General features: G+C 67.1%; 18 protein-coding genes. 10 read left to right on the top strand and 8 right to left on the bottom strand.

Annotation, left to right across the window (positions count from 1 at the left end):
• Positions 1–374 precede the first annotated feature (374 nt).
• From MGN01_RS04770 to MGN01_RS04755, 4 genes are all read left to right on the top strand, one after another.
• The gene (locus tag MGN01_RS04770) at positions 375–1,337 is read left to right on the top strand and encodes a hypothetical protein (protein WP_147045445.1); all 963 of its coding nucleotides are present in this window, start codon (positions 375–377) and stop codon (positions 1,335–1,337) included.
• Positions 1,338–1,469: 132 nt separating this feature from the next.
• Positions 1,470–2,348, top strand: coding sequence for an acetyl-CoA carboxylase, carboxyltransferase subunit beta (gene accD / locus MGN01_RS04765; RefSeq protein WP_147045444.1), 879 nt, complete (start codon positions 1,470–1,472; stop codon positions 2,346–2,348).
• Positions 2,349–2,393: 45 nt separating this feature from the next.
• The gene (locus MGN01_RS04760) at positions 2,394–3,719 is read left to right on the top strand and encodes a bifunctional folylpolyglutamate synthase/dihydrofolate synthase (protein ID WP_147045443.1); all 1,326 of its coding nucleotides are present in this window, start codon (positions 2,394–2,396) and stop codon (positions 3,717–3,719) included.
• Positions 3,720–3,979: 260 nt separating this feature from the next.
• Positions 3,980–4,858, top strand: coding sequence for an outer membrane protein (locus tag MGN01_RS04755; protein WP_147045442.1), 879 nt, complete (start codon positions 3,980–3,982; stop codon positions 4,856–4,858).
• Positions 4,859–5,005: 147 nt separating this feature from the next.
• Here the strand turns inward: MGN01_RS04755 and trxA are convergent, their stop codons facing one another.
• Positions 5,006–5,326 carry a thioredoxin gene (gene trxA / locus MGN01_RS04750; protein ID WP_147045441.1) on the bottom strand — a complete coding sequence of 107 codons (321 nt, stop codon included), beginning with the start codon at positions 5,324–5,326 and terminating at the stop codon, positions 5,006–5,008.
• A 415-nt stretch (positions 5,327–5,741) separates the two neighbouring features.
• On the opposite strand from trxA, the gene MGN01_RS04745 reads away from it, so the two are divergent.
• Complete coding sequence (locus tag MGN01_RS04745; RefSeq protein WP_147045440.1) at positions 5,742–7,028, top strand: PQQ-dependent sugar dehydrogenase; 1,287 nt, start codon at positions 5,742–5,744, stop codon at positions 7,026–7,028.
• A gap of 9 nt (positions 7,029–7,037) precedes the next feature.
• Here MGN01_RS04745 and MGN01_RS04740 read toward each other — a convergent pair whose 3' ends face one another.
• Together MGN01_RS04740 and MGN01_RS04735 are read right to left on the bottom strand one after the other, a co-directional pair.
• A complete protein-coding gene (locus MGN01_RS04740; RefSeq protein ID WP_147045439.1) occupies positions 7,038–7,937 on the bottom strand; it encodes a TIGR01459 family HAD-type hydrolase in 900 nt (299 codons plus the stop codon).
• Positions 7,938–8,029: 92 nt separating this feature from the next.
• Positions 8,030–9,445, bottom strand: coding sequence for an EAL domain-containing protein (locus MGN01_RS04735; protein WP_147045438.1), 1,416 nt, complete (start codon positions 9,443–9,445; stop codon positions 8,030–8,032).
• A gap of 245 nt (positions 9,446–9,690) precedes the next feature.
• Here MGN01_RS04735 and MGN01_RS04730 point away from each other — a divergent pair, with 245 nt between their 5' ends.
• Entirely contained in the window at positions 9,691–10,002 is a 312-nt protein-coding gene (locus tag MGN01_RS04730) for a hypothetical protein (RefSeq protein ID WP_174804555.1), read from the top strand.
• 54 nt (positions 10,003–10,056) lie between these two features.
• Here MGN01_RS04730 and murA read toward each other — a convergent pair whose 3' ends face one another.
• On the bottom strand, positions 10,057–11,346 hold the full coding sequence (gene murA, locus MGN01_RS04725; protein ID WP_147045437.1) for a UDP-N-acetylglucosamine 1-carboxyvinyltransferase: 1,290 nt from the start codon (positions 11,344–11,346) through the stop codon (positions 10,057–10,059).
• A gap of 165 nt (positions 11,347–11,511) precedes the next feature.
• The gene (locus tag MGN01_RS04720) at positions 11,512–11,700 is read right to left on the bottom strand and encodes a hypothetical protein (RefSeq protein ID WP_147045436.1); all 189 of its coding nucleotides are present in this window, start codon (positions 11,698–11,700) and stop codon (positions 11,512–11,514) included.
• 328 nt (positions 11,701–12,028) lie between these two features.
• On the opposite strand from MGN01_RS04720, the gene hemA reads away from it, so the two are divergent.
• Entirely contained in the window at positions 12,029–13,363 is a 1,335-nt protein-coding gene (gene hemA, locus MGN01_RS04715; RefSeq protein ID WP_174804554.1) for a 5-aminolevulinate synthase, read from the top strand.
• A gap of 9 nt (positions 13,364–13,372) precedes the next feature.
• Here hemA and MGN01_RS04710 read toward each other — a convergent pair whose 3' ends face one another.
• Positions 13,373–13,894 carry a DUF2059 domain-containing protein gene (locus MGN01_RS04710; RefSeq protein ID WP_147045435.1) on the bottom strand — a complete coding sequence of 174 codons (522 nt, stop codon included), beginning with the start codon at positions 13,892–13,894 and terminating at the stop codon, positions 13,373–13,375.
• 68 nt (positions 13,895–13,962) lie between these two features.
• Positions 13,963–14,694 carry an MBL fold metallo-hydrolase gene (locus tag MGN01_RS04705; RefSeq protein WP_147045434.1) on the bottom strand — a complete coding sequence of 244 codons (732 nt, stop codon included), beginning with the start codon at positions 14,692–14,694 and terminating at the stop codon, positions 13,963–13,965.
• Between the two features lie 110 nt (positions 14,695–14,804).
• Here MGN01_RS04705 and MGN01_RS04700 point away from each other — a divergent pair, with 110 nt between their 5' ends.
• Positions 14,805–15,365 (top strand): DUF4337 domain-containing protein, encoded by a 561-nt coding sequence (locus MGN01_RS04700; RefSeq protein ID WP_147045637.1) that lies wholly within the window; start codon positions 14,805–14,807, stop codon positions 15,363–15,365.
• A 152-nt stretch (positions 15,366–15,517) separates the two neighbouring features.
• Entirely contained in the window at positions 15,518–16,198 is a 681-nt protein-coding gene (locus MGN01_RS04695; protein ID WP_147045433.1) for a DUF4142 domain-containing protein, read from the top strand.
• Positions 16,199–16,464: 266 nt separating this feature from the next.
• On the opposite strand, the gene MGN01_RS04690 is transcribed toward MGN01_RS04695, so the two are convergent.
• Entirely contained in the window at positions 16,465–17,361 is an 897-nt protein-coding gene (locus MGN01_RS04690) for an N-formylglutamate amidohydrolase (RefSeq protein WP_174804553.1), read from the bottom strand.
• A gap of 153 nt (positions 17,362–17,514) precedes the next feature.
• On the opposite strand from MGN01_RS04690, the gene cpdR reads away from it, so the two are divergent.
• Complete coding sequence (gene cpdR, locus MGN01_RS04685) at positions 17,515–17,871, top strand: cell cycle two-component system response regulator CpdR (RefSeq protein ID WP_147045432.1); 357 nt, start codon at positions 17,515–17,517, stop codon at positions 17,869–17,871.
• The last annotated feature ends 44 nt before the right edge of the window (positions 17,872–17,915 follow it).

The raw sequence follows: 17,915 nt of genomic DNA, 5'->3' as shown, positions 1-17,915 counted from the left end.
ACCGCCGAGCCCCGAAGCAGCTCGGCCCATGGCTGGGTTTAATGGCGGTGCAAAACTGAAAGCGTGGAAACGGACTAGGGGGAGGGTCCACACCGTAACCCGGTCGGATCGGCCCCCTCGCCGTGCCTCGCCGGATATAAGAATGTGGTTGCGGAGCCGCAAGACGACCCGCCAAGTCGGCCGCGAACCCGTGACGGTCGAGGAATCGGCAACCCGATTCGCCGTTCTGCCCCCGAAATGTTACGGGCCTGCCACGTCCCTGCCACGGGTCTCATGCTAGAGCGTGGCCCATCCTGCCCTCACGATGTCCTCGCACCCGCAGCGAAGCCGGCATCGCCGCGGGCGCCGACCCCGCTCCACGGGCGAGAGTTGTCATGAGCCTCCCCCGCACCCTCCTCGTCCTCTCGGCTCTCGCGCTACCGGCGGCACTCGTGCCCGGACCGGCGAGCGCGCAGAACTTCTTCGAGGAGTTGTTCGGAATCGGGCGCGCGGCAAGGCCGCCCGTGCCGCGCCAGCCCGTCCCTGCCGAGCCGGTCCCGGGTGCGCCCGGGCCGGTCGATCCGTCCCAGGAGGCCAAGCCCACGGCCCCACCGCCGCCGCGCCAGCCGGTGGTGCTTCGGACGCCGGTCGAGGACAACGTCTTCGGACAGGATCTCATGCTCAACGGTCTGACCGGTGGCTTGAAGCTCGAACGTGCGGGCACGGGCGTCACCGCCAAGGTGACGCTGCCGGGCACCAAGATCTCGCAACCGACCGAGAGTTGCACGGTGAAGCTCAGCGCCGGCGCGCCAGTCGCCCTGACCTCCTCCGGCAAGCCCGAGGGCGTCACGCGGTTCGAGGCGGCCGCAGCCGAATGCCCTCTCCGCTTCGAGATACTCGACGGCAGTGTGCTCGCGACGCCGCTCGGCGGCAGCGCGATCTGCACCTTCTCCGCCGCGGATTGCGCCACCACGCCGAAGGGTCTGTGGGGGCCGCCCGCCGCCAGCCTGATCGCGCGCTCGGGCGAGTTCGACAGCGCCCGCGGCACCGCCGACCGCGCCGTCTACGACAATTACAAGATCATGACTCAGCGCGTGCGCGGGCAGGACGTGCGCCCCATCGTCCAGGAGCAGGCCGCCTTCTCGTCCGACCGCGAGGAGATCTGCCGGACCTATGCTCGTGAGGGCGCGCATGGCTTCTGCCATCTGCGCTACACGGAGGCCCGCGCGATCTCGCTCGCTACCCGGCTGGGCGTGACCGCACCGACGGCGAGCGTCGCGCCACGGCCGGTGCGCCGGAAGCCCGCGGCCGTCGACGGCGTCAATCCCGACAGTGGTGCCGCGGCCATCGCCGAATGACGACTGGCCAGCCGCGGCGCACGCGATCCGTTTCGCCGCGACAGGATCTGGGATAAAGCGCTCGCCGATGAGCCGATCGCCCGGTGAGGCAGTCCGGCTCGATATCCGTCGTTTCGCGGCAGGGACGTTCGCATGGTCGAACCGATGAACTGGATCTCGGAGGTCGTTCGGCCGAGAATCAAGACGCTCTTCAACAAGCGCGAGACCCCGGAGAACCTCTGGATCAAGTGCCCCGACACGGGGCAGATGGTCTTCCACAAGGAGGTCGAGCAGAACCTCTGGGTGATCCCCGGCTCCGAGCATCATCTCAAGATGAGCGCCCAGGTGCGCCTGAAGACGATGTTCGACGAGGGCACCTGGATCGACGTGCCGCTTCCCGAGGTGGCCACCGACCCGCTCAAGTTCCGCGACGAGAAGAAATACGTCGACCGCCTCAAGGAAGCCCGCGCCAAGACCGGCATGCCGGACGCCTTCAAGATCGGGTTCGGCCGGGTCAACGGCCTACCGACGACGATCGCGGTGCAGGAATTCGCCTTCATGGCCGGCTCGCTCGGGATGGCGGCCGGGGAGGCTTTCGTGCGCGGCGCCGAGACGGCTTTGGAAAAGCGGACGCCCTACGTGCTGTTCTCGGCCTCTGGCGGCGCGCGCATGCAGGAGGGTATCCTCTCGCTGATGCAAATGCCGCGCACCACCGTCGCCGTGCGCCGGCTCAATGCGGCCAAGCTCCCCTACATTGTGGTGCTCACCAACCCCACCACCGGCGGCGTCACCGCCTCCTACGCGATGCTCGGCGACGTGCATCTCGCCGAGCCGGGCGCGCTGATCTGCTTTGCCGGCCCCCGTGTGATCGAGCAGACCATCCGTGAAAAGCTGCCCGACGGCTTCCAGCGTTCGGAATACCTGCGCGAGCACGGCATGGTCGACCAGGTCGTGCATCGCAAGGATCTCAAGGAGACGATCGCACGGCTCTGCGGTCTGCTCCTGAACGTGCCCACCGCCAAGGCCGCCTGACCCGCCGGCCATCGAACCGATCAAGAAGACCGCGATCAGCGAGACATGGATTCATCAGACGCCCTGATGGGGCGCTTCCTCGCCCTTCATCCGCGCACGATCGACCTGTCGCTCGGGCGGATCGAGAACCTTCTCGCGAAGCTGAACCACCCGGAACGACGCCTGCCGCCGGTGATCCACGTCGCCGGCACCAACGGCAAGGGCTCGACCATCGCCTTCATGCGGGCGATTCTCGAAGCCGGGGGTCTGGCCGCCCACGTCTACACCTCGCCCCATCTCGTGCGCTTCCATGAGCGCATCCGGATCGGCGGCATCGGCGGGGGCACCTTCGTGCCCGAGGAGCGCCTCGCCGAGGCCTTCGCCCGCTGCGAGGCCGCCAATGCCGGCGATCCGATCACGGTGTTCGAGATTACCACCGCCGCGGCGCTGCTGCTCTTCTCCGAAGCCCCGGCGGACGTGCTGTTGCTCGAAGTCGGCCTCGGCGGCCGGGTCGATGCCACGAACGTGATCGCGCAGCCCGCCTGCGCCGTAGTGACGCCGATCGGGCGCGACCATGCTGAGTATCTCGGCGACACCCTTGAACTGGTGGCGACCGAGAAAGCCGGCATCTTCAAGCGCGGCTGTCCCGCCGTCATCGCCGCCCAGGATTATGCCGAGGCTGATGCGGTGCTGTGCCGCCAGGCCGAACGGGTCGGCGCCACGCCGATTCTCGTCGGCAACCAGGATTTCTCGGTCCACCAGGAGAGCGGCCGCTTTGTCTACCAGGACGAGGCCGAGCTGTTCGACCTGCCGCTGCCGCGACTGACCGGGCGCCATCAGCTCGTGAATGCCGGGACCGCGATCACAGCGCTGCGCGCGGCAGGATTCGGCGACCTCGGCACGTCCGCCTACGAGGCCGGCCTGCGCAACGTCGACTGGCCGGGCCGGTTGCAACGACTCACTCGTGGGCGACTCGCCGACATGATGCCGAAGGATGCGGAGCTCTGGCTCGACGGCGGCCACAATGCCGATGGCGGCCGCATCCTCGCTGCTGCCATGGCCGACCTGTCCGAGCGCAGCAACGTGCCCCTCGTGCTGGTGGTGGGACTGCTCGGCACCAAGGATGCCGAGGGTTTCCTGAAGAACTTCGTCGGGCTCGCGCGCACGCTCGTCGCCGTACCGATTCCCGGCCAGATCGCAGCTCGTCCGGCCGAAGAGGTCGCGCAGATCGCCGAATCCGTCGGACTATCGACGCGCGTAGCAGGGGGCACCGAAGCCGCCTTGCTAGGCCTCTCCAACTTCCCCTTCGAGCAACCGCCCCGCGTGCTGATCTGCGGCTCGCTCTATCTTGCGGGGGCCGTTCTCGAAGCGAACGGGACGCCGCCGGCCTGATTCTCAAGTTTTCGCCGGCAATCGTCCCGTCACCGCGCGAAATTTTGGATTAAGAACACAGTAACCATGACCTCGATGAATGCTGGGATCGCATTCATTGCCGAGATGGCGCGATTCTCGTCTGAGAAGGGCACCATCGCCGATTGGCTCGAATTTTGGCGACCGCTTCAAAGCAAACGGTGTGTCCTCGAGGCTACATCACTCCTGGGCGGAATGGTCTAGCTTCTCCGGCGATCGGGCACTTCGCTGGGGATCAAACAATGAAAAAGCTTCTCGCATCCTTCGCCGCCTTCACGGCGCTCACCGCCGCCGCTTCCGCGGCCGACCTGCCGCGCCGCGCGGCTCCTCCCGTCTTCACGCCGGTTCCGGTCTTCACCTGGACGGGCTTCTACGCCGGTTTCAACGCTGGTTACGGCTTCGGCGTTGGCGATCAGGCTCCGACGATCATCGGCGTTCCCGCCAACGGCCTCGTGCTGACCGCTGCTGGTGCTCCGACCACGGGCGTTTTCGCCTTCGGTAACGGCGCCAGCAACGACGGTTTCGTCGGCGGCGGTCAGATCGGCTACAACTACCAGTTCACCCCGGGTTCGGGCGTGGTCGTCGGTGTCGAAGCCGACGCCCAGTACGCCGACTTCGGCCGCGGCCGGAACAACTTCGCTGTGGCTGGCGGCGTCGCCAATCCGGGCGTGCTGTTCTTCAACCCGAACGGCCTGTCGGGCCTCGACTACTTCGGCACCGTCCGCGGTCGTCTCGGCTACGCCTTTGATCGTGTCCTGTTCTACGCCACCGGCGGTTTCGCCTATGGCGCTGGCGGCGGCCGTCAGTTCGGCCTGCCGAACTCCTCGACCGACGACTTCAAGACCGGGTACACCGTCGGCGGCGGCATCGAATACGCTCTGCCCACCGACTCGTTCCTGAACTTCTTCCGCTCCTCGGCAGTGACGTTCAAGGTCGAAGGTCTGTACGTGAACCTCGATCAGAACGGCCGCAACGCCGGTGTCTTCGCCGTGAACGGCGCTGGCACCACCTTCGCGACCGGTGTCGGTGGCAACGTTCTCGTGGCTGGCCCGTCGGGCCGCAACGACACCGAGTTCGCCGTTGTGCGCGCCGGCATCAACTACAAGTTCGGCTCGTACTAAGCCGAACCCGCGGGTCTCGACCCTCGCAGGAAAGCCCGGCCATCTGGCCGGGCTTTTCTCGTTGCGCTGGTCCAACGCATGACACGCCAACGAAAAAGCCCGGCCTCTCGGCCGGGCTTCGCTGTATCGGCGGGCGCGCCGGAACGGTCAGGCGCTGGCCTGGATCCAGCGTGAGAGGTCGCCCTTGGGCGCCGCGCCGACCTTCTGGCTGGCGAGCTTGCCATCCTTGAAGATCATCAGCGTCGGGATCGAGCGGATGCCGTAGGTCGAGGCGATGCCAGGGTTCTCGTCGACATTAACCTTGGCAATCTTCACCTTACCCTGCAGATCCGTGGAGATCTCCTCCAGCGCCGGGCCGATCTGGCGGCAGGGACCGCACCATTCCGCCCAGAAATCCACGACGACGGGCTCGGCGGACTGAAGAACATCCTGCTCAAAGCTCGCATCGGTTACCTTGACCGTCGCCATCGTCAAACCCTTTCACAATCTCGTTTCCCCGCGGACCCATGCCGCGTCGCGCGATCGATCCTCGCAGAGGGACGATGCCGGGGGATTGATGCAGAATTGGCGATGCCCCGCCGTACGGTCAAGGCGCCCTCGCCGGAGACAGGCCTGACACGCGAGGATCTCATGCCGATCCGTCGTCCGCGTGCGGTGACAATGAACCTCGCCGATCGCGCGTCGGCGTGGACGTTAACGGCACCGATTAGGCCGCCAACCCTCGCCGCGGGGCTTTGCTGCCCCATCTGCGGAGGTGACCCGCGCCACTTCGCGGTTTTCGGACTCATTCTGGCCTCTCGCGGAGCATGCACCGCCGGGACCGGGGAGGCGCTCGGACGGCGGACCCACCCGCGGCTGAGCCCGATTTCAAGGATTTGATCACGTGAAGCGCACTCTCCCTCTCCTGCTCGCTACCGTCGCCGCCCTCGGGCTGGGTCAGCAGAGCGGCTTCGCCCAGACCAACGATGCGGGCACGCCGAAGGCTCGCTTGGGGGGCGAGGCTTTCCAGACGCCGAACGCGTCCGGCACCGGGAGCACCGCCGAGTCGCAGGCGCCGAACACCGACTACAAGCCACTCCTGCCGAACCAGACCCGTGCACCTCAGCCCCCGCAGAAGACGGAGGTCGAGGTCGCCTCGGTTGCCAAGGGCCTGGCTTCGGCCTGGGCGCTGGAATTCCTGCCCGACGGGCGCATGATCGTGACCGAGAAGGCGGGCAAGATCCGCATCATCTCCAAGGAAGGAGCCATCGGAGACGCTGTGGCGGGCGTGCCAAAGGTGGATTCTCGCGGCCAGGGCGGACTGCTCGACATCGCCCTGAGCCCGAGCTTCGCCGCCGACCGGCTCGTCTACATCAGCTATTCGGAGCCGCGCGAGAAGGGCAACGGCACCACCGTGGCCAAGGCGAAGCTGATCGAGAGCGGCGGCACGGCCAAGCTCGACGATCTGAAGGTCATCTTCCGCCAGACACCGACCTATGACGGCGACAAGCATTTCGGCTCGCGCCTCGTCTTCTCGACGGATGGCAAGCTGTTCGTCACCGTGGGCGAGCGCTCCGACAAGCAGACCCGCGGACAGGCCCAGGATCTCACCAGCGGCCTCGGCAAGGTCTTCCGCATCGACACGGACGGCAACGCGCCGAAGGACAACCCCTTCGCCGGCAGCGAAAAGGCGAAGCCCGAGATCTGGTCCTATGGCCACCGCAACGTGCAGGGCGCGACTCTGGACGGCCAGGGCCGCCTCTGGATTGTGGAGCACGGTCCGCGCGGAGGCGACGAGCTCAACCGCCCGCGCCCCGGCATCAATTACGGCTGGCCAATCGCGACCTACGGCCTTGAATATTCCGGCGATAAAATCGCCGACGGCGCCACCATGGCAGCCGGCACGTCGCAGCCGGTCTATTACTGGGATCCGGTCATCGGTCCCTCGGCCATCGCCTATTACGACAAGGACATGTTTCCGGCCTGGAAGGGCCAGTTCATCGTCGGTGGCCTCGTCAGCGAGGGACTGGTCGTGCTCAAGCTAGCCGGAGACACCGTCGTCACCGAAGAGCGCGTCCCGCTCGACCGTCGCATCCGCGATGTGAAGGTCGGCGCCGACGGCGCGATCTATGCCGTCACCGAAGGCGAGAACGGCGAGATTCTCAAGCTGACCTCCAAGAAGGGCAGCTGAGGCTGGTCCTCACCAGACGAGACGTTCAATCACGGCATCGGGCCTGACCGGCTGGCGCGAGAGCCAGTCGGCGAGGTCGCCGAGACTGTGATGCTCAGCGGTAAGTCCGAGTTCCTCGGCATGGATCCCGCGGGCGACGAGGATCGAGGCGATGCCCGCCGCGCTCGCCCCGGCAATATCCGTGCGGATCGCGTCGCCCACCGCCACCACCCGGGTGAGGTCGGGCGCGGACAGACCGTCGAGCGTTCCGGCCTTGGCCAGGGCCGCGTCGTAGATCGGCCGATACGGCTTGCCGGCATAGACGACCTCGCCGCCGATCTCGGCATAGGCCGCGGCGATCACGCCGGCGCAGGGGATCAGCTGGCGATTGCGCTCAACCACCAGATCGGGGTTGGCGCAGATCATCGGGATTTCTCTCGCCCGGAAATCGGCGAGGGCCTCCCGGTAATCCTCGGCCGTCTCGGTGTCGTCATCGAACAGGCCCGTGCAGACAACGCGCTGCGCTTCAGCCGGCGAGACCAGATTCAGATCGAGTCCCTCGTAGATCGGACGGTCGCGATCCGGACCGAGGTGATAGACCCGCTCACCCGGATGCTGCGCCAGCAATTCGTGCGTCAGGTCCCCCGAGGTCAGGATGGCGTCGTAGGCGTCGCGCGGAACGCCGTAGCCGTCGAGGATGGTCTGGACTCCGCGCCAGGGACGCGGCGCGTTCGAGACGAGGATGACGCGGCGCGGCCGTTCCCCAGGCAGTCCACGGTAGCGGATCAGCGCCTCGCCGGCCGCCCTGTGGCCGATGCGGCCATCATGGAGCACGCCCCAGACGTCGCAGAGGACGAGGTCGTAGGACTCCGCCACCTCCGCGAAGCCGCGAAGCGTGGGGACGGGGGCCGCGGCCGCGCGGTCAGGCATGGACATCTCGGATCTCGGAAGATGTCCGCCCGGTTAGGGACGACGGCTCCGGAAATCAATCGCCCGGGGATGGGGTCGGATGCCCGCTGCCATCATACGGCGCGGCGGAGGAAGTCCCGGAAGGCCTTGCGCTGCTGCGGCGCCCCGGATGCCGTCTGAGCCTCGCCGCCCGCCTGCACCGCGGCTTCGGCGGCAGCAGCCTTGGCCTCGGCAAACACCTCGGCACGCACGGCCTTCGGGCCCGCGAACACCGTCCCCTGTGCCAGGGGCACGTCGAGGTCGATCAGGTCCGGCACCTCACCCTCGCGCTCGACCTCGGTCGCCACCAGACGGATGCCGGCCCGCCCGAGGGCAGTGACGAGATCCTCGATGGCGATGTCGGGCATCATCTCCCGCGACGGCGGCCGCAGCAGCAGCGCGGCCGGCACCTTGATCTGCGATACCCCGCGCTCGGCGAGTTGGCTCGCATCGAAGCGGAGATCCGTGGGCCGGTCGAGACCGAAGCCGAGCCGGCCGCGCAGGGCGCCCAGGACCGTGTTCTGTTCGGCATCGAGACTGCGCCAGCTTGCCTGCGGCAGCGTCACGGTCACACGGCCGACGATGTCCGATCCGTCCGAGACAAGGTTGCCGAGCGAGCGCAGGAAATTCGGCTCGAACAGCGAGAGCGGCGAGAGGCCATAGGCCACCGTCGCATGGCTGCCGCGGCCCTGCAGATGCCGGGCGATCACGGTGCTGCTGCGGATCATGCGGCGATCGAGCGCCGTGGTGCGGCCGTGCCGCTCCAAGGCCGACAGGAACGCTTCGGGCGCCAGGATCTCGGATCCGAGCCTGAGGCGGGCCAGCGCCTCATAAGAAATCACCTTGCGCTGCGGCAACGTCACGACGGGCTGCAGCCAGACTTCGAGGCCGTTGCCGTCGAAAGCCTCGATCAGCGCCGCCTCATGCTCGGGATCGCGATTGGCCGGCACGAATGCAGGCGGCTTGAATGCTGCGGCCGGCGGAGGCACCCGGCGCAGCGGGGCGGTGGGCGGCGCTGATGCCGGTGCGGAAGGGGGAGCGGCCTTGAGACGAGTAATCTCGGCCTCCTGGGCGGAAACTACCTCTGCGAGTTCGCGCACGATGCCGCTAAGCAGGCCGATCTCACGGGTGACGTCCTCGACCCCGGCGGCCAGCGTCTCATCGGCGGACGTCGGCGCGGCAGCCGGCGGCTCGGTCTTCGCGAGCACGGCGCGGGCCGCGACGGTGACCGCCGCCTCTGCCTTGAGCAGGCGCTGCGAGAGCACGCCGATCTCGCTCGACAGCTTCTCCTGGGAGGCGGAGAGACCGCTGACCCGGCGCTGCTGCATGATCGCCGTCAGAAGCGTGGCCATGAGCCCGAGCACGGCCAAGCCCAGTGCCCCCGCGACGGGGGCGACGATCGACAGGGGCAGCACGACCAGCAGCCCGACGAGACCGATGGTCCAGAGGCCGCCACGCAGGCCGATCGACTTGGCCATCGGGGTCTTCATCTCAGAGGTCGGCGCAACCAGAAGCAGATTAACCTTTTGGCGAGGGTCCGACTTGGCCGCAAGGCGCCATCGCCCTCTCGGCCCAGTCGCCAACCGATAATGCCAAGGTGTGGCATTGTCCGCGGTGTCAGGCCCGGTTCATCCACCTTGGGTAGAAATGATCCCATCGTGCGCCCGGTTCGGCGGATGAGCGAGGGCGGTCGGCAGCGTCTGCGCGACGGCCTGAATGTGAGGGATGGCAGCGAATGACCGTGAAGCGTGTGGCGTTGGCAGCAATGGCCGCGACGGTGTTGGGGATGGCGGTCGGTGCCGTGCCTGCAACCGCTCAGTATGGCGGCCCGTATTACGGCGGCGATGAATACGATCGCCCACGCCGTTACGAGCGCCGCTACGACGACGAGTATCGCCCCCGCCCGCGGCCCTATGGCCGTCAGGGGAGCCTCTGCGTGACCAAGCGCGGCAATTGCCCCTACCCGCCGGCACCGCAGGATTCGCCGTGCCGCTGCGAGATACCCGGCTTTGGCCCGAAGCGCGGCGCGATCGACAACGGCTACTGAAGCCCCGCTTCAGCGTCGGATATCCGGCAGAGAATCGCTCCGGCGGATATCGTCTCAGGATCGGACGCGCTGGATCTGCGCGCCGCAGCGGCCGAGCTTGGCTTCGAGAGCCTCGAAGCCACGGTCGAGATGGTAGACCCGGTTGATCTGGGTCTCGCCTTCGGCCGCCAGACCGGCGATCACCAGCGACACGGAGGCGCGCAGATCGGTCGCCATGACCGGCGCACCCTTCAGCCGCTCGACGCCCTCGACGATGGCGAGGTCGCCGTCGAGGCGGATCTTGGCACCGAGCCGCGCCAGCTCCTGCACGTGCATGAAGCGGTTCTCGAAGATGGTCTCGCGGATGGTCGACTGGCCTTTGGCCAGTGTCATCAGCGCCATGAACTGCGCCTGCAGATCGGTCGGGAAGCCCGGGAACGGATCGGTGGTAACGTCCGCCGCGTGGATGCCACCGCCGTTGCGGCGCACGCGAATGCCGCCGGGGACCGAGGACACCTCGGCGCCCGTGGTGCCGAGCAGGTCGAGGGCCGAGGAGAGCAGGTCGGCGCGGGTATTCTCAAGGACAATGTCGCCGCCGGTCATCGCCACAGCCATGGCGTAGGTGCCCGTCTCGATCCGGTCGGGCAGGACCTCATGGCGCGCGCCGCCGAGACGGGCGACACCTTCGATGACGATGCGCGACGTGCCGGCGCCCTCGATGCGGGCGCCCATCTTGATCAGGCACTCGGCGAGATCGACCACCTCGGGCTCGCGCGCCGCGTTGTCGATAACGGTGGTGCCGTAGGCGAGCGCGGCCGCCATCAGCGCCACATGAGTGCCGCCGACGGTGACCTTCGGGAAGCTGATCTCGGCCCCGCGCAAGCCGTTCCTGGTCTTGGCGATGACGTAGCCGCCGTCGATCTCGATCTCGGCACCGAGCTTCTCCAGCGCCATGATCAACAGGTCGACCGGACGCGTGCCGATGGCGCAGCCACCGGGCAGCGAGACCTTGGCCTCGCCGAAGCGCGCCAGCAGCGGCGCGATCACCCAGAAGCCCGCGCGCATGGTCGAGACCAACTCGTAGGGGGCCGTGGTGTCGATGATATTGGAGGCGGTGAGCCGGATAGTCTGGCCGGTTTCGGCGGTCTGGCCGGGACGCTTGCCGACGACCATCTGGTCGACGCCGTGATTGCCGAGAATACGCGTGAGCGACGTGATGTCGGCGAGCCGCGGCACGTTGATGAGTTCGAGTGTCTCGCCCGTCATCAGGCTGGCGATCATCAGCGGCAGCGCTGCGTTCTTCGCGCCCGAGATCGGGATCGTGCCATTCAAAGGCGCGCCGCCGGTGATGTGGATGCGGTCCATGTCCGTTCCCTGGGCGCGAACCCGTCTGCGGGCGTCGCACCGATCATTCCGGGGCCGATGCCCCTCTTAACGGCCAAGTATAAGGCCTATGGGGCGGAAAGAGGATGATGGAGGACCGCGGAAGTCATGGTCTGTGGCCGCAATGCATCGCGAGCGCCGGCAGGCTCAAGGCTGGTTGCCGTCGCTCTTGTCGGGCGGCGGCTTAGGCTCGCTGGTCGGCTCGGCGCCCGCTTCGGCCGTCTGAGCCCGACCACGCGCCTGCTCTTTCCGACGCTTGAGGTTGTCCCGCAAGGCCGACTTCAATCGTTCCTGGCGCGACATCGTCTCAGACCCTGTCTCCATCGCGCGACGCATCGCCGCCGCCTGACCCTGCCTCTGCCGATATCCGACAGCAGCGCTAGACTTCTGACAACATTCCTCTTTTGACACCGCAGCCCTTGCCCCGCTGCGCGTCACCGCGTCTCGGTCCCATCCACGGCTAGCGACTTTGCGACGCCGTCTCAACAGGTGCAGGGCTGGATTGCCAGAAGTCACCTTGAACCAATTCCAACATCGCTACTATTGTCCTGGCCGCAGAACACACTCGGACGGGCCGCCGCGGAGATCGCTCTCCGCACGCAACCGGTCCTGGGGCTGGTCGAGAGGCGTCGAGGCCCGCAGCCGAGAAGAGCGTCGAGGACGGATGCCCGTGACTCCAGTGCGTACGCAGACCATCGCCACTGATCGTCTGGACGTAGACTTTGACGGTCCTGGCAAGTTCCGGGCCGGTTCCGCATCGAAGATCGATTACGACAGTCATTTCCGCGAGGCCGTCGACCGGCTGCACTCCGAGCGCCGCTACCGCGTCTTCGCGGATATCGAGCGGATCGCGGGCGGGTTCCCCCAGGCCAAGTGGCGCAAGCCCGATGGCGGCACCCGCGAGATCACTGTGTGGTGCTCGAACGATTACCTCGGCATGGGTCAGCACCCCGAGGTTGTCGGCGCGATGACCGAGACGGCCAAGCGCTGCGGCGTGGGCGCCGGCGGCACCCGCAACATCGCCGGCAACACGTCGCCGCTGGTGGATCTGGAGCGAGAGCTGGCCGACCTGCACGGCAAGGAGGCGGGCCTCGTCTTCACCTCCGGCTACGTCTCGAACCAGACCGGCATCTCGACGATCGCTAAGCTGATCCCGAACTGCCTGATCCTGTCGGACGCCTTCAACCACAATTCGATGATCGAGGGCGTGCGCCAGTCCGGCTGCGAGAAGCGCGTCTTCCGCCACAACGATCTCGGCCATCTTGAGCAACTGCTGCGCGAGGCCGGCGACCGTCCGAAGCTCATCGCCTTCGAGTCGGTCTACTCGATGGACGGCGACGTCGCGCCGATCGAGGCGATCTGCGATCTCGCGGATGCCTACGGCGCCATGACCTATATCGACGAGGTTCACGCCGTCGGCCTCTACGGCGAGCGCGGCGCCGGCATCGCCGAGCGCGACGGCGTGATGCACCGGATCGACGTGATCGAGGGCACGCTGGCCAAGGGCTACGGCTGCGTCGGCGGCTACATCACCGGCTCGGCCGTGCTCTGCGACGCGGTACGCAGCCATGCGGCCGGCTTCATCTTCACCACGGCCCTGCCGCCGGCCGTCGCCGCTGCCGCCCGCGCCTCGGTACGCTACCTGAAGCGCTCGCAGGTCGAGCGTGAGGCGCATCAGCGCCAGGCCGCGCATACCAAGGCCGCGCTCGACGCTGCCGGCCTGCCGGTGCTCGCCACCGACACGCATATCGTGCCGGTGATGGTGGGCGATGCCGAGCTGTGCAAGGCGGCCGCCGACCATCTGCTGGAGCGTCACGGCATCTACATCCAACCGATCAACTATCCGACCGTGCCGCGCGGAACGGAGCGCCTGCGCATCACGCCGACGCCGTTCCACGACGATGCCCGCATCGCGACGTTGACGGCCGCCCTGGTCGAGACCTGGGACACGCTCGACCTGCCGCGGGCGGGGACGATCTTCGCCGCCGCCGCGGAGTGACGGAACGCCTCAGGGCTTGGCGGATTTGCCGTCCCAGCCATGGGCCTGCGCGGCCTTGGCGATCTTCTCGCGCAGCTCGGGGGCCAGTGAGCCTATCCATTGCTGCATTCCGGTCAGCATCGCCTGCGAGAGCTGCGGCTGGGCCTTGACCATGTTCTTGCCCGCCGGCGTCCCGTAGAAGGCGGCGACCGCCTTCAGATCCTCCTTCGAGAGAACCGCCGCGAAGGCGAGGGCCTGCACCGAGAGCAGGTCGTCGTAATGCGAGGCCAGCGTCGGCAGCACGACCTCGTCGACCATGACCTGCGCCCGGTCGGCTTCCTTGATCCCCATCTGCTGCATCATCCCGATCATCGGGGTCTTCATCGCCGCCATGACGGCCGCCCGATCGCCCTGAGCGGCGGCGACGACCTCCTTCGCGGCGGCGAGGCGCTCGGGATCGGCCGCGACCTGCGGCGGCGCACCGGGTTGGGCGAGAGCCGGCGACAGGCAGATGCCGAGGGAGAAAAGCCCGGCCAGGACCAGTGAGCGCATGATAGGATTCCTTATCCCGCGAAGCGGGCGGGGATTATCCTCCTTCTACGACGCAACGGCGACAGCGCTCAAAACTCCACGGTCAGCCCATCCTCGGCCGCGATGTAGCCGTCGGCCGGATGCGCGATCATCTCCTCGCTCATATGCGTGAGCATCAGCCGCTTCGGGGCGATCTCCGGCAGGCGCGCTTTCAGCGTCGCCCAGTCGAGGTGGAACTTCACCGGACGCTCGATCGTGTAGCCCTCGGCGATCATCAGGTCCGCCTCGCGGCCGGCCGGCACGATGGCGTCGACCCACTCCGTATCGCCGGTATAGGCGACAACCTTGCCGCCGCTCTCCAGACGCAGCGCCTGCGAGGGCGCCCCGGATGGGTGACGCATGGTGAAGGCGCTGGCCTTCACCTCGCCCACGGTCAGCGGCGTTCCTGCCTCGATCTCCCGGACGTCCACCGCAAAACGGCGCTCGACAGTGCTCGAACCGGGAAACAGCGCCTCCATCGCCGCGAACAGCCGCGCCTCCGTGCCCGGCGGCCCGACGATCACAAGCGGTTTCGTCCGGCGGCTGACGAGCTGTCCGTCGAGGATTAGCCAGGGCAGGCCGCCGAAATGGTCGCCGTGCAGATGGGTGATGAACACCGTGTCGATGTCATTGGGGTCGACGCCGAAGCGGCGGATCGCGATGAGCGAGGACGCGCCGCAATCGATCAGGAAGCGGGTGCGCTCTGCCTCGACATGGAAGCAGGTGTGGAAGCGCCCGCCCGATCCGAAGGCATCGCCGCATCCGAGAACCTGTAGCCTCATGATCAGCTCCCCCTCCTCAACGGTCCATTTGACGGAGCAGTTTCGCGTTGCGTGCCGTCCCATCATGGGCTGTGACTGCGACGCTTGCGAATCACAGAGGGATGGCACGGATGTCGGGTGGCGGTCACGGGGCGGTCGAGGGGTCGAACAAGCGTGTGGCGCTGCTGATCTCGGTGCTGGCGCTGTTCCTGGCGGGCGCCGAGACCCTGGCGAAGAGCGCGCAGACCGAGGCACTCAGCGCCAATGTCGAGGCCTCCAACCAATGGGCCTATTTCCAGGCCCGCACCATCCGCGCCACCGTGCTCAAGACCGCCGACGAAGCCTTGGGGCTCCTTCCGCCCGCCGGCAACGACCCGGCAGTGAAGGCGAAGCGCGAGGAATGGACCAAGACAATCGCCCGCTGGGAATCCGAGCCCGCCACCGGCGAGGGTCGCAAGGAGCTTGCTGCCAAGGCCAAGGACTCGGAGCACAGACGTGACCTCGCCCTGGAGCGCTACCACCATTACGAACTCGCCTCGGCGGCGTTCCAGGTCGGGATCGTACTGGCCTCGGCCGAGGTGATCACCGGGATCGTGTTGCTCGCCTTCGCCGGCGGCTTCCTCGGTTTCGCCGGACTGGCTCTGGCCGCCTTCGGCATGTTCGCGCCGCACACTCTGCCGTTCCTCCATTGAGGTCCGCGATGTCGCGTTAGGGAAACGGTTCTCTGGGCATCGTTGTCTCGGCCCTTCAGGCAACGCTGGAATGCAGGAACGACGATTCCTCCCACCTGTTGGTCGGCCGGTTGCCCCGGCACGGCCGGTGCGGATCGAATGTCGAGACGTTCATGAAACAAGCCCTCGCCCCGGTTGCCCTCGGCCTGTCCGTGGTTCTCGCCGGCTCCGCTCTGGCGCAAGAGCCACTCCCCGTGCGCATCGCGCCTTCAGAGGTGACCCTTCCCGTCGGCGCCACGACGAACACCGGCACGTTCCGGGCCGAGGCCTTGCGTTCGGATGCAGCGAGCATCGAAGCGAGCCGGCTCGCCCTGCAGCGCTCGCGCAATCGCGACGTGCGCGACTATGCCCGCCGCGTCATCGAGACCCGCAAGGCGACAACCGAAGCGCTGCTGCCGCCCGACACTTCGCTGACGGCCAGCGGCCTCATTGCCTACGACGCACGCAGCAGCGAAGCCGCGCCGAATAATCCCTCAGGCATCGTCCTCGCACCGGTCGCCGTCACCACGCCGATCGTTGAAGGTGCTCCGGTCGAGCTCGGCCCTCGCGTCGCCCTCGGTCCCAAGGCTCAAGCCCGAATCGACCAGCTTCGCGCCGCGCCGGACGCGGGCAGCTTCGATCAAGCCTACGTCGCCCAACAGGCGCGTGCCGATGCCCGTGCACTGGCGCTCTACGAAGGCTACTCGCGCAGCGGGGACAGCATCGAGGGCCGCCGCTTCGCCAACGAGGCTCTGCCCTACATTGCCGCTGAGCACGACCGCTCGTCCCATATCGACCTGAGCCTGGGCAGCTGAGTCAGCTTCAGAAGCGTCAAATTCTCTGCGCCGCCCCTTGCGCAGTTGCATAGCTTGCGGTCCTCACAAGCCCACCATGCGCTCAGCGCAGACAATTTGTATTCAAGTTCGCTTGCGCTTTGTGCGCCGCACTGTATCTTGTGCATTGCGAGATCGCGATGGCGTCGCGGTTTTGCAGCCCTTCTTGGGCGTTTCCTCCCTAGACTTCGGGCCGCTCCTTCGGGAGTGGCCTTTTTTCTTTTCAGATCAGTGTCTTGGGGCCGAGACTACTCGGCGGCGATGCGCTGCGCACCCCAGCCCGTCCAATCAGCCGCGACCGCCGCCGTGACATGGGTCAGGCTTTCCACAAGAGCGTCGAAGTCGGCCGTTAGAGCGAGCGTACGTTCGTTCATGTATAGATCGCGGTTGATCTCGATTTGCAGCGCATGCCGCGACAGGTTCGGCTCCCCGTAATGCTCGGTAATGAAGCCACCGGCATAGGGTTTGTTGCGCACCACGCGCAGGCCGCGCGCCTGCAGGTGATGCTCGAAACTGTCGATCAGGACCGATGCGCAGGCAGTGCCGAAGCGGTCGCCGAGGACGATGTCGACCCTGCCATCCTCGTTCCGGCCGAGGCTCGTCGAGGGCATCGAGTGGCAGTCGATCAGGACGGCGTTGCCGAAGAGCTTCACCGTGCGCTGGATCAGACCGCGCAGCATCCGGTGATAAGGCTTGTAGAGCTGCTCGATGCGAGCGAGCGCGTCCTCGACCGGCAGCCGCTCGCGATAGATCTCCTGACCGTCCGCAACGATGCGCGGCACTGTGCCGAGCCCTCCGGCCACACGCATCGAGCGAGTGTTGGAGAAGGGCGGCAGGCGCCCGAGGAACATGCGCGGATCGAGCTCGTAGGGCTCGCGGTTCACGTCGAGATAGGCCCGCGGAAAGTGCGCGCGCATCAGCGGCGCGCCGAGAGCGACGACGGGCGCGAAAAGCCGGTCGACATGGGCGTCCTCGGAGCGCCGCAGCGACAGCGCGTCGAGGCGCGACGCGGCCAGGAAATGACCTGGGTAGATCGCCCCCGAATGGGGCGTATTGAACACGAACGGAACCGCGTGCGTGTCCGGCTCGTCCACGGCAAAGGGCGGGTCGAAATCGCTGGGTTGGGGCGCGGGGCGCTCGATCATCGGCGCAGTTTGCTGTGCGCGGGCGATCCTGTCCACCGAGCCGCGACACCGGGCCCGCCGGCCAAGCCTTAACGCTGTGTTTACCAAGCCGCCGCTTTATGAAAAGAACATCCGAGTCATGTCGGGCCTCGAAGAGCCCTAGGAAGCCGTTCGATGAAGATCCTTCTCGCGGAAGACGACAATGACATGCGCCGCTTCCTGGCCAAGGCGCTGCAGAACGCTGGCTACGAGGTGCTGTCCTTCGACAACGGCCTCTCGGCCTATAACCGTCTGCGCGAAGAGCCTTTCGAGCTGCTGCTCACCGACATCGTGATGCCGGAGATGGACGGCATCGAGCTGGCGCGCCGCGCCACCGAGCTCGACCCCGACATCAAGGTGATGTTCATCACGGGCTTTGCCGCGGTTGCGCTCAATCCCGACTCGAAGGCTCCGAAGGACGCGAAGGTGCTCTCGAAGCCCTTCCACCTGCGTGAGCTCGTCAACGAGGTCGAGAAGCTGCTGGCAGCCTGAGCCGCCGGCAAAGCGGGCGCCTGTGTGGCGCGTGCAATAGGAAC

Origin of the sequence: Methylobacterium gnaphalii, from assembly GCF_007992215.1 — a bacterium.
GTDB lineage: Bacteria > Pseudomonadota > Alphaproteobacteria > Rhizobiales > Beijerinckiaceae > Methylobacterium > Methylobacterium gnaphalii.
The sequence above is the reverse complement of the archived record's forward strand: the minus strand, read 5'-3'. Positions and strand labels throughout refer to the sequence as shown.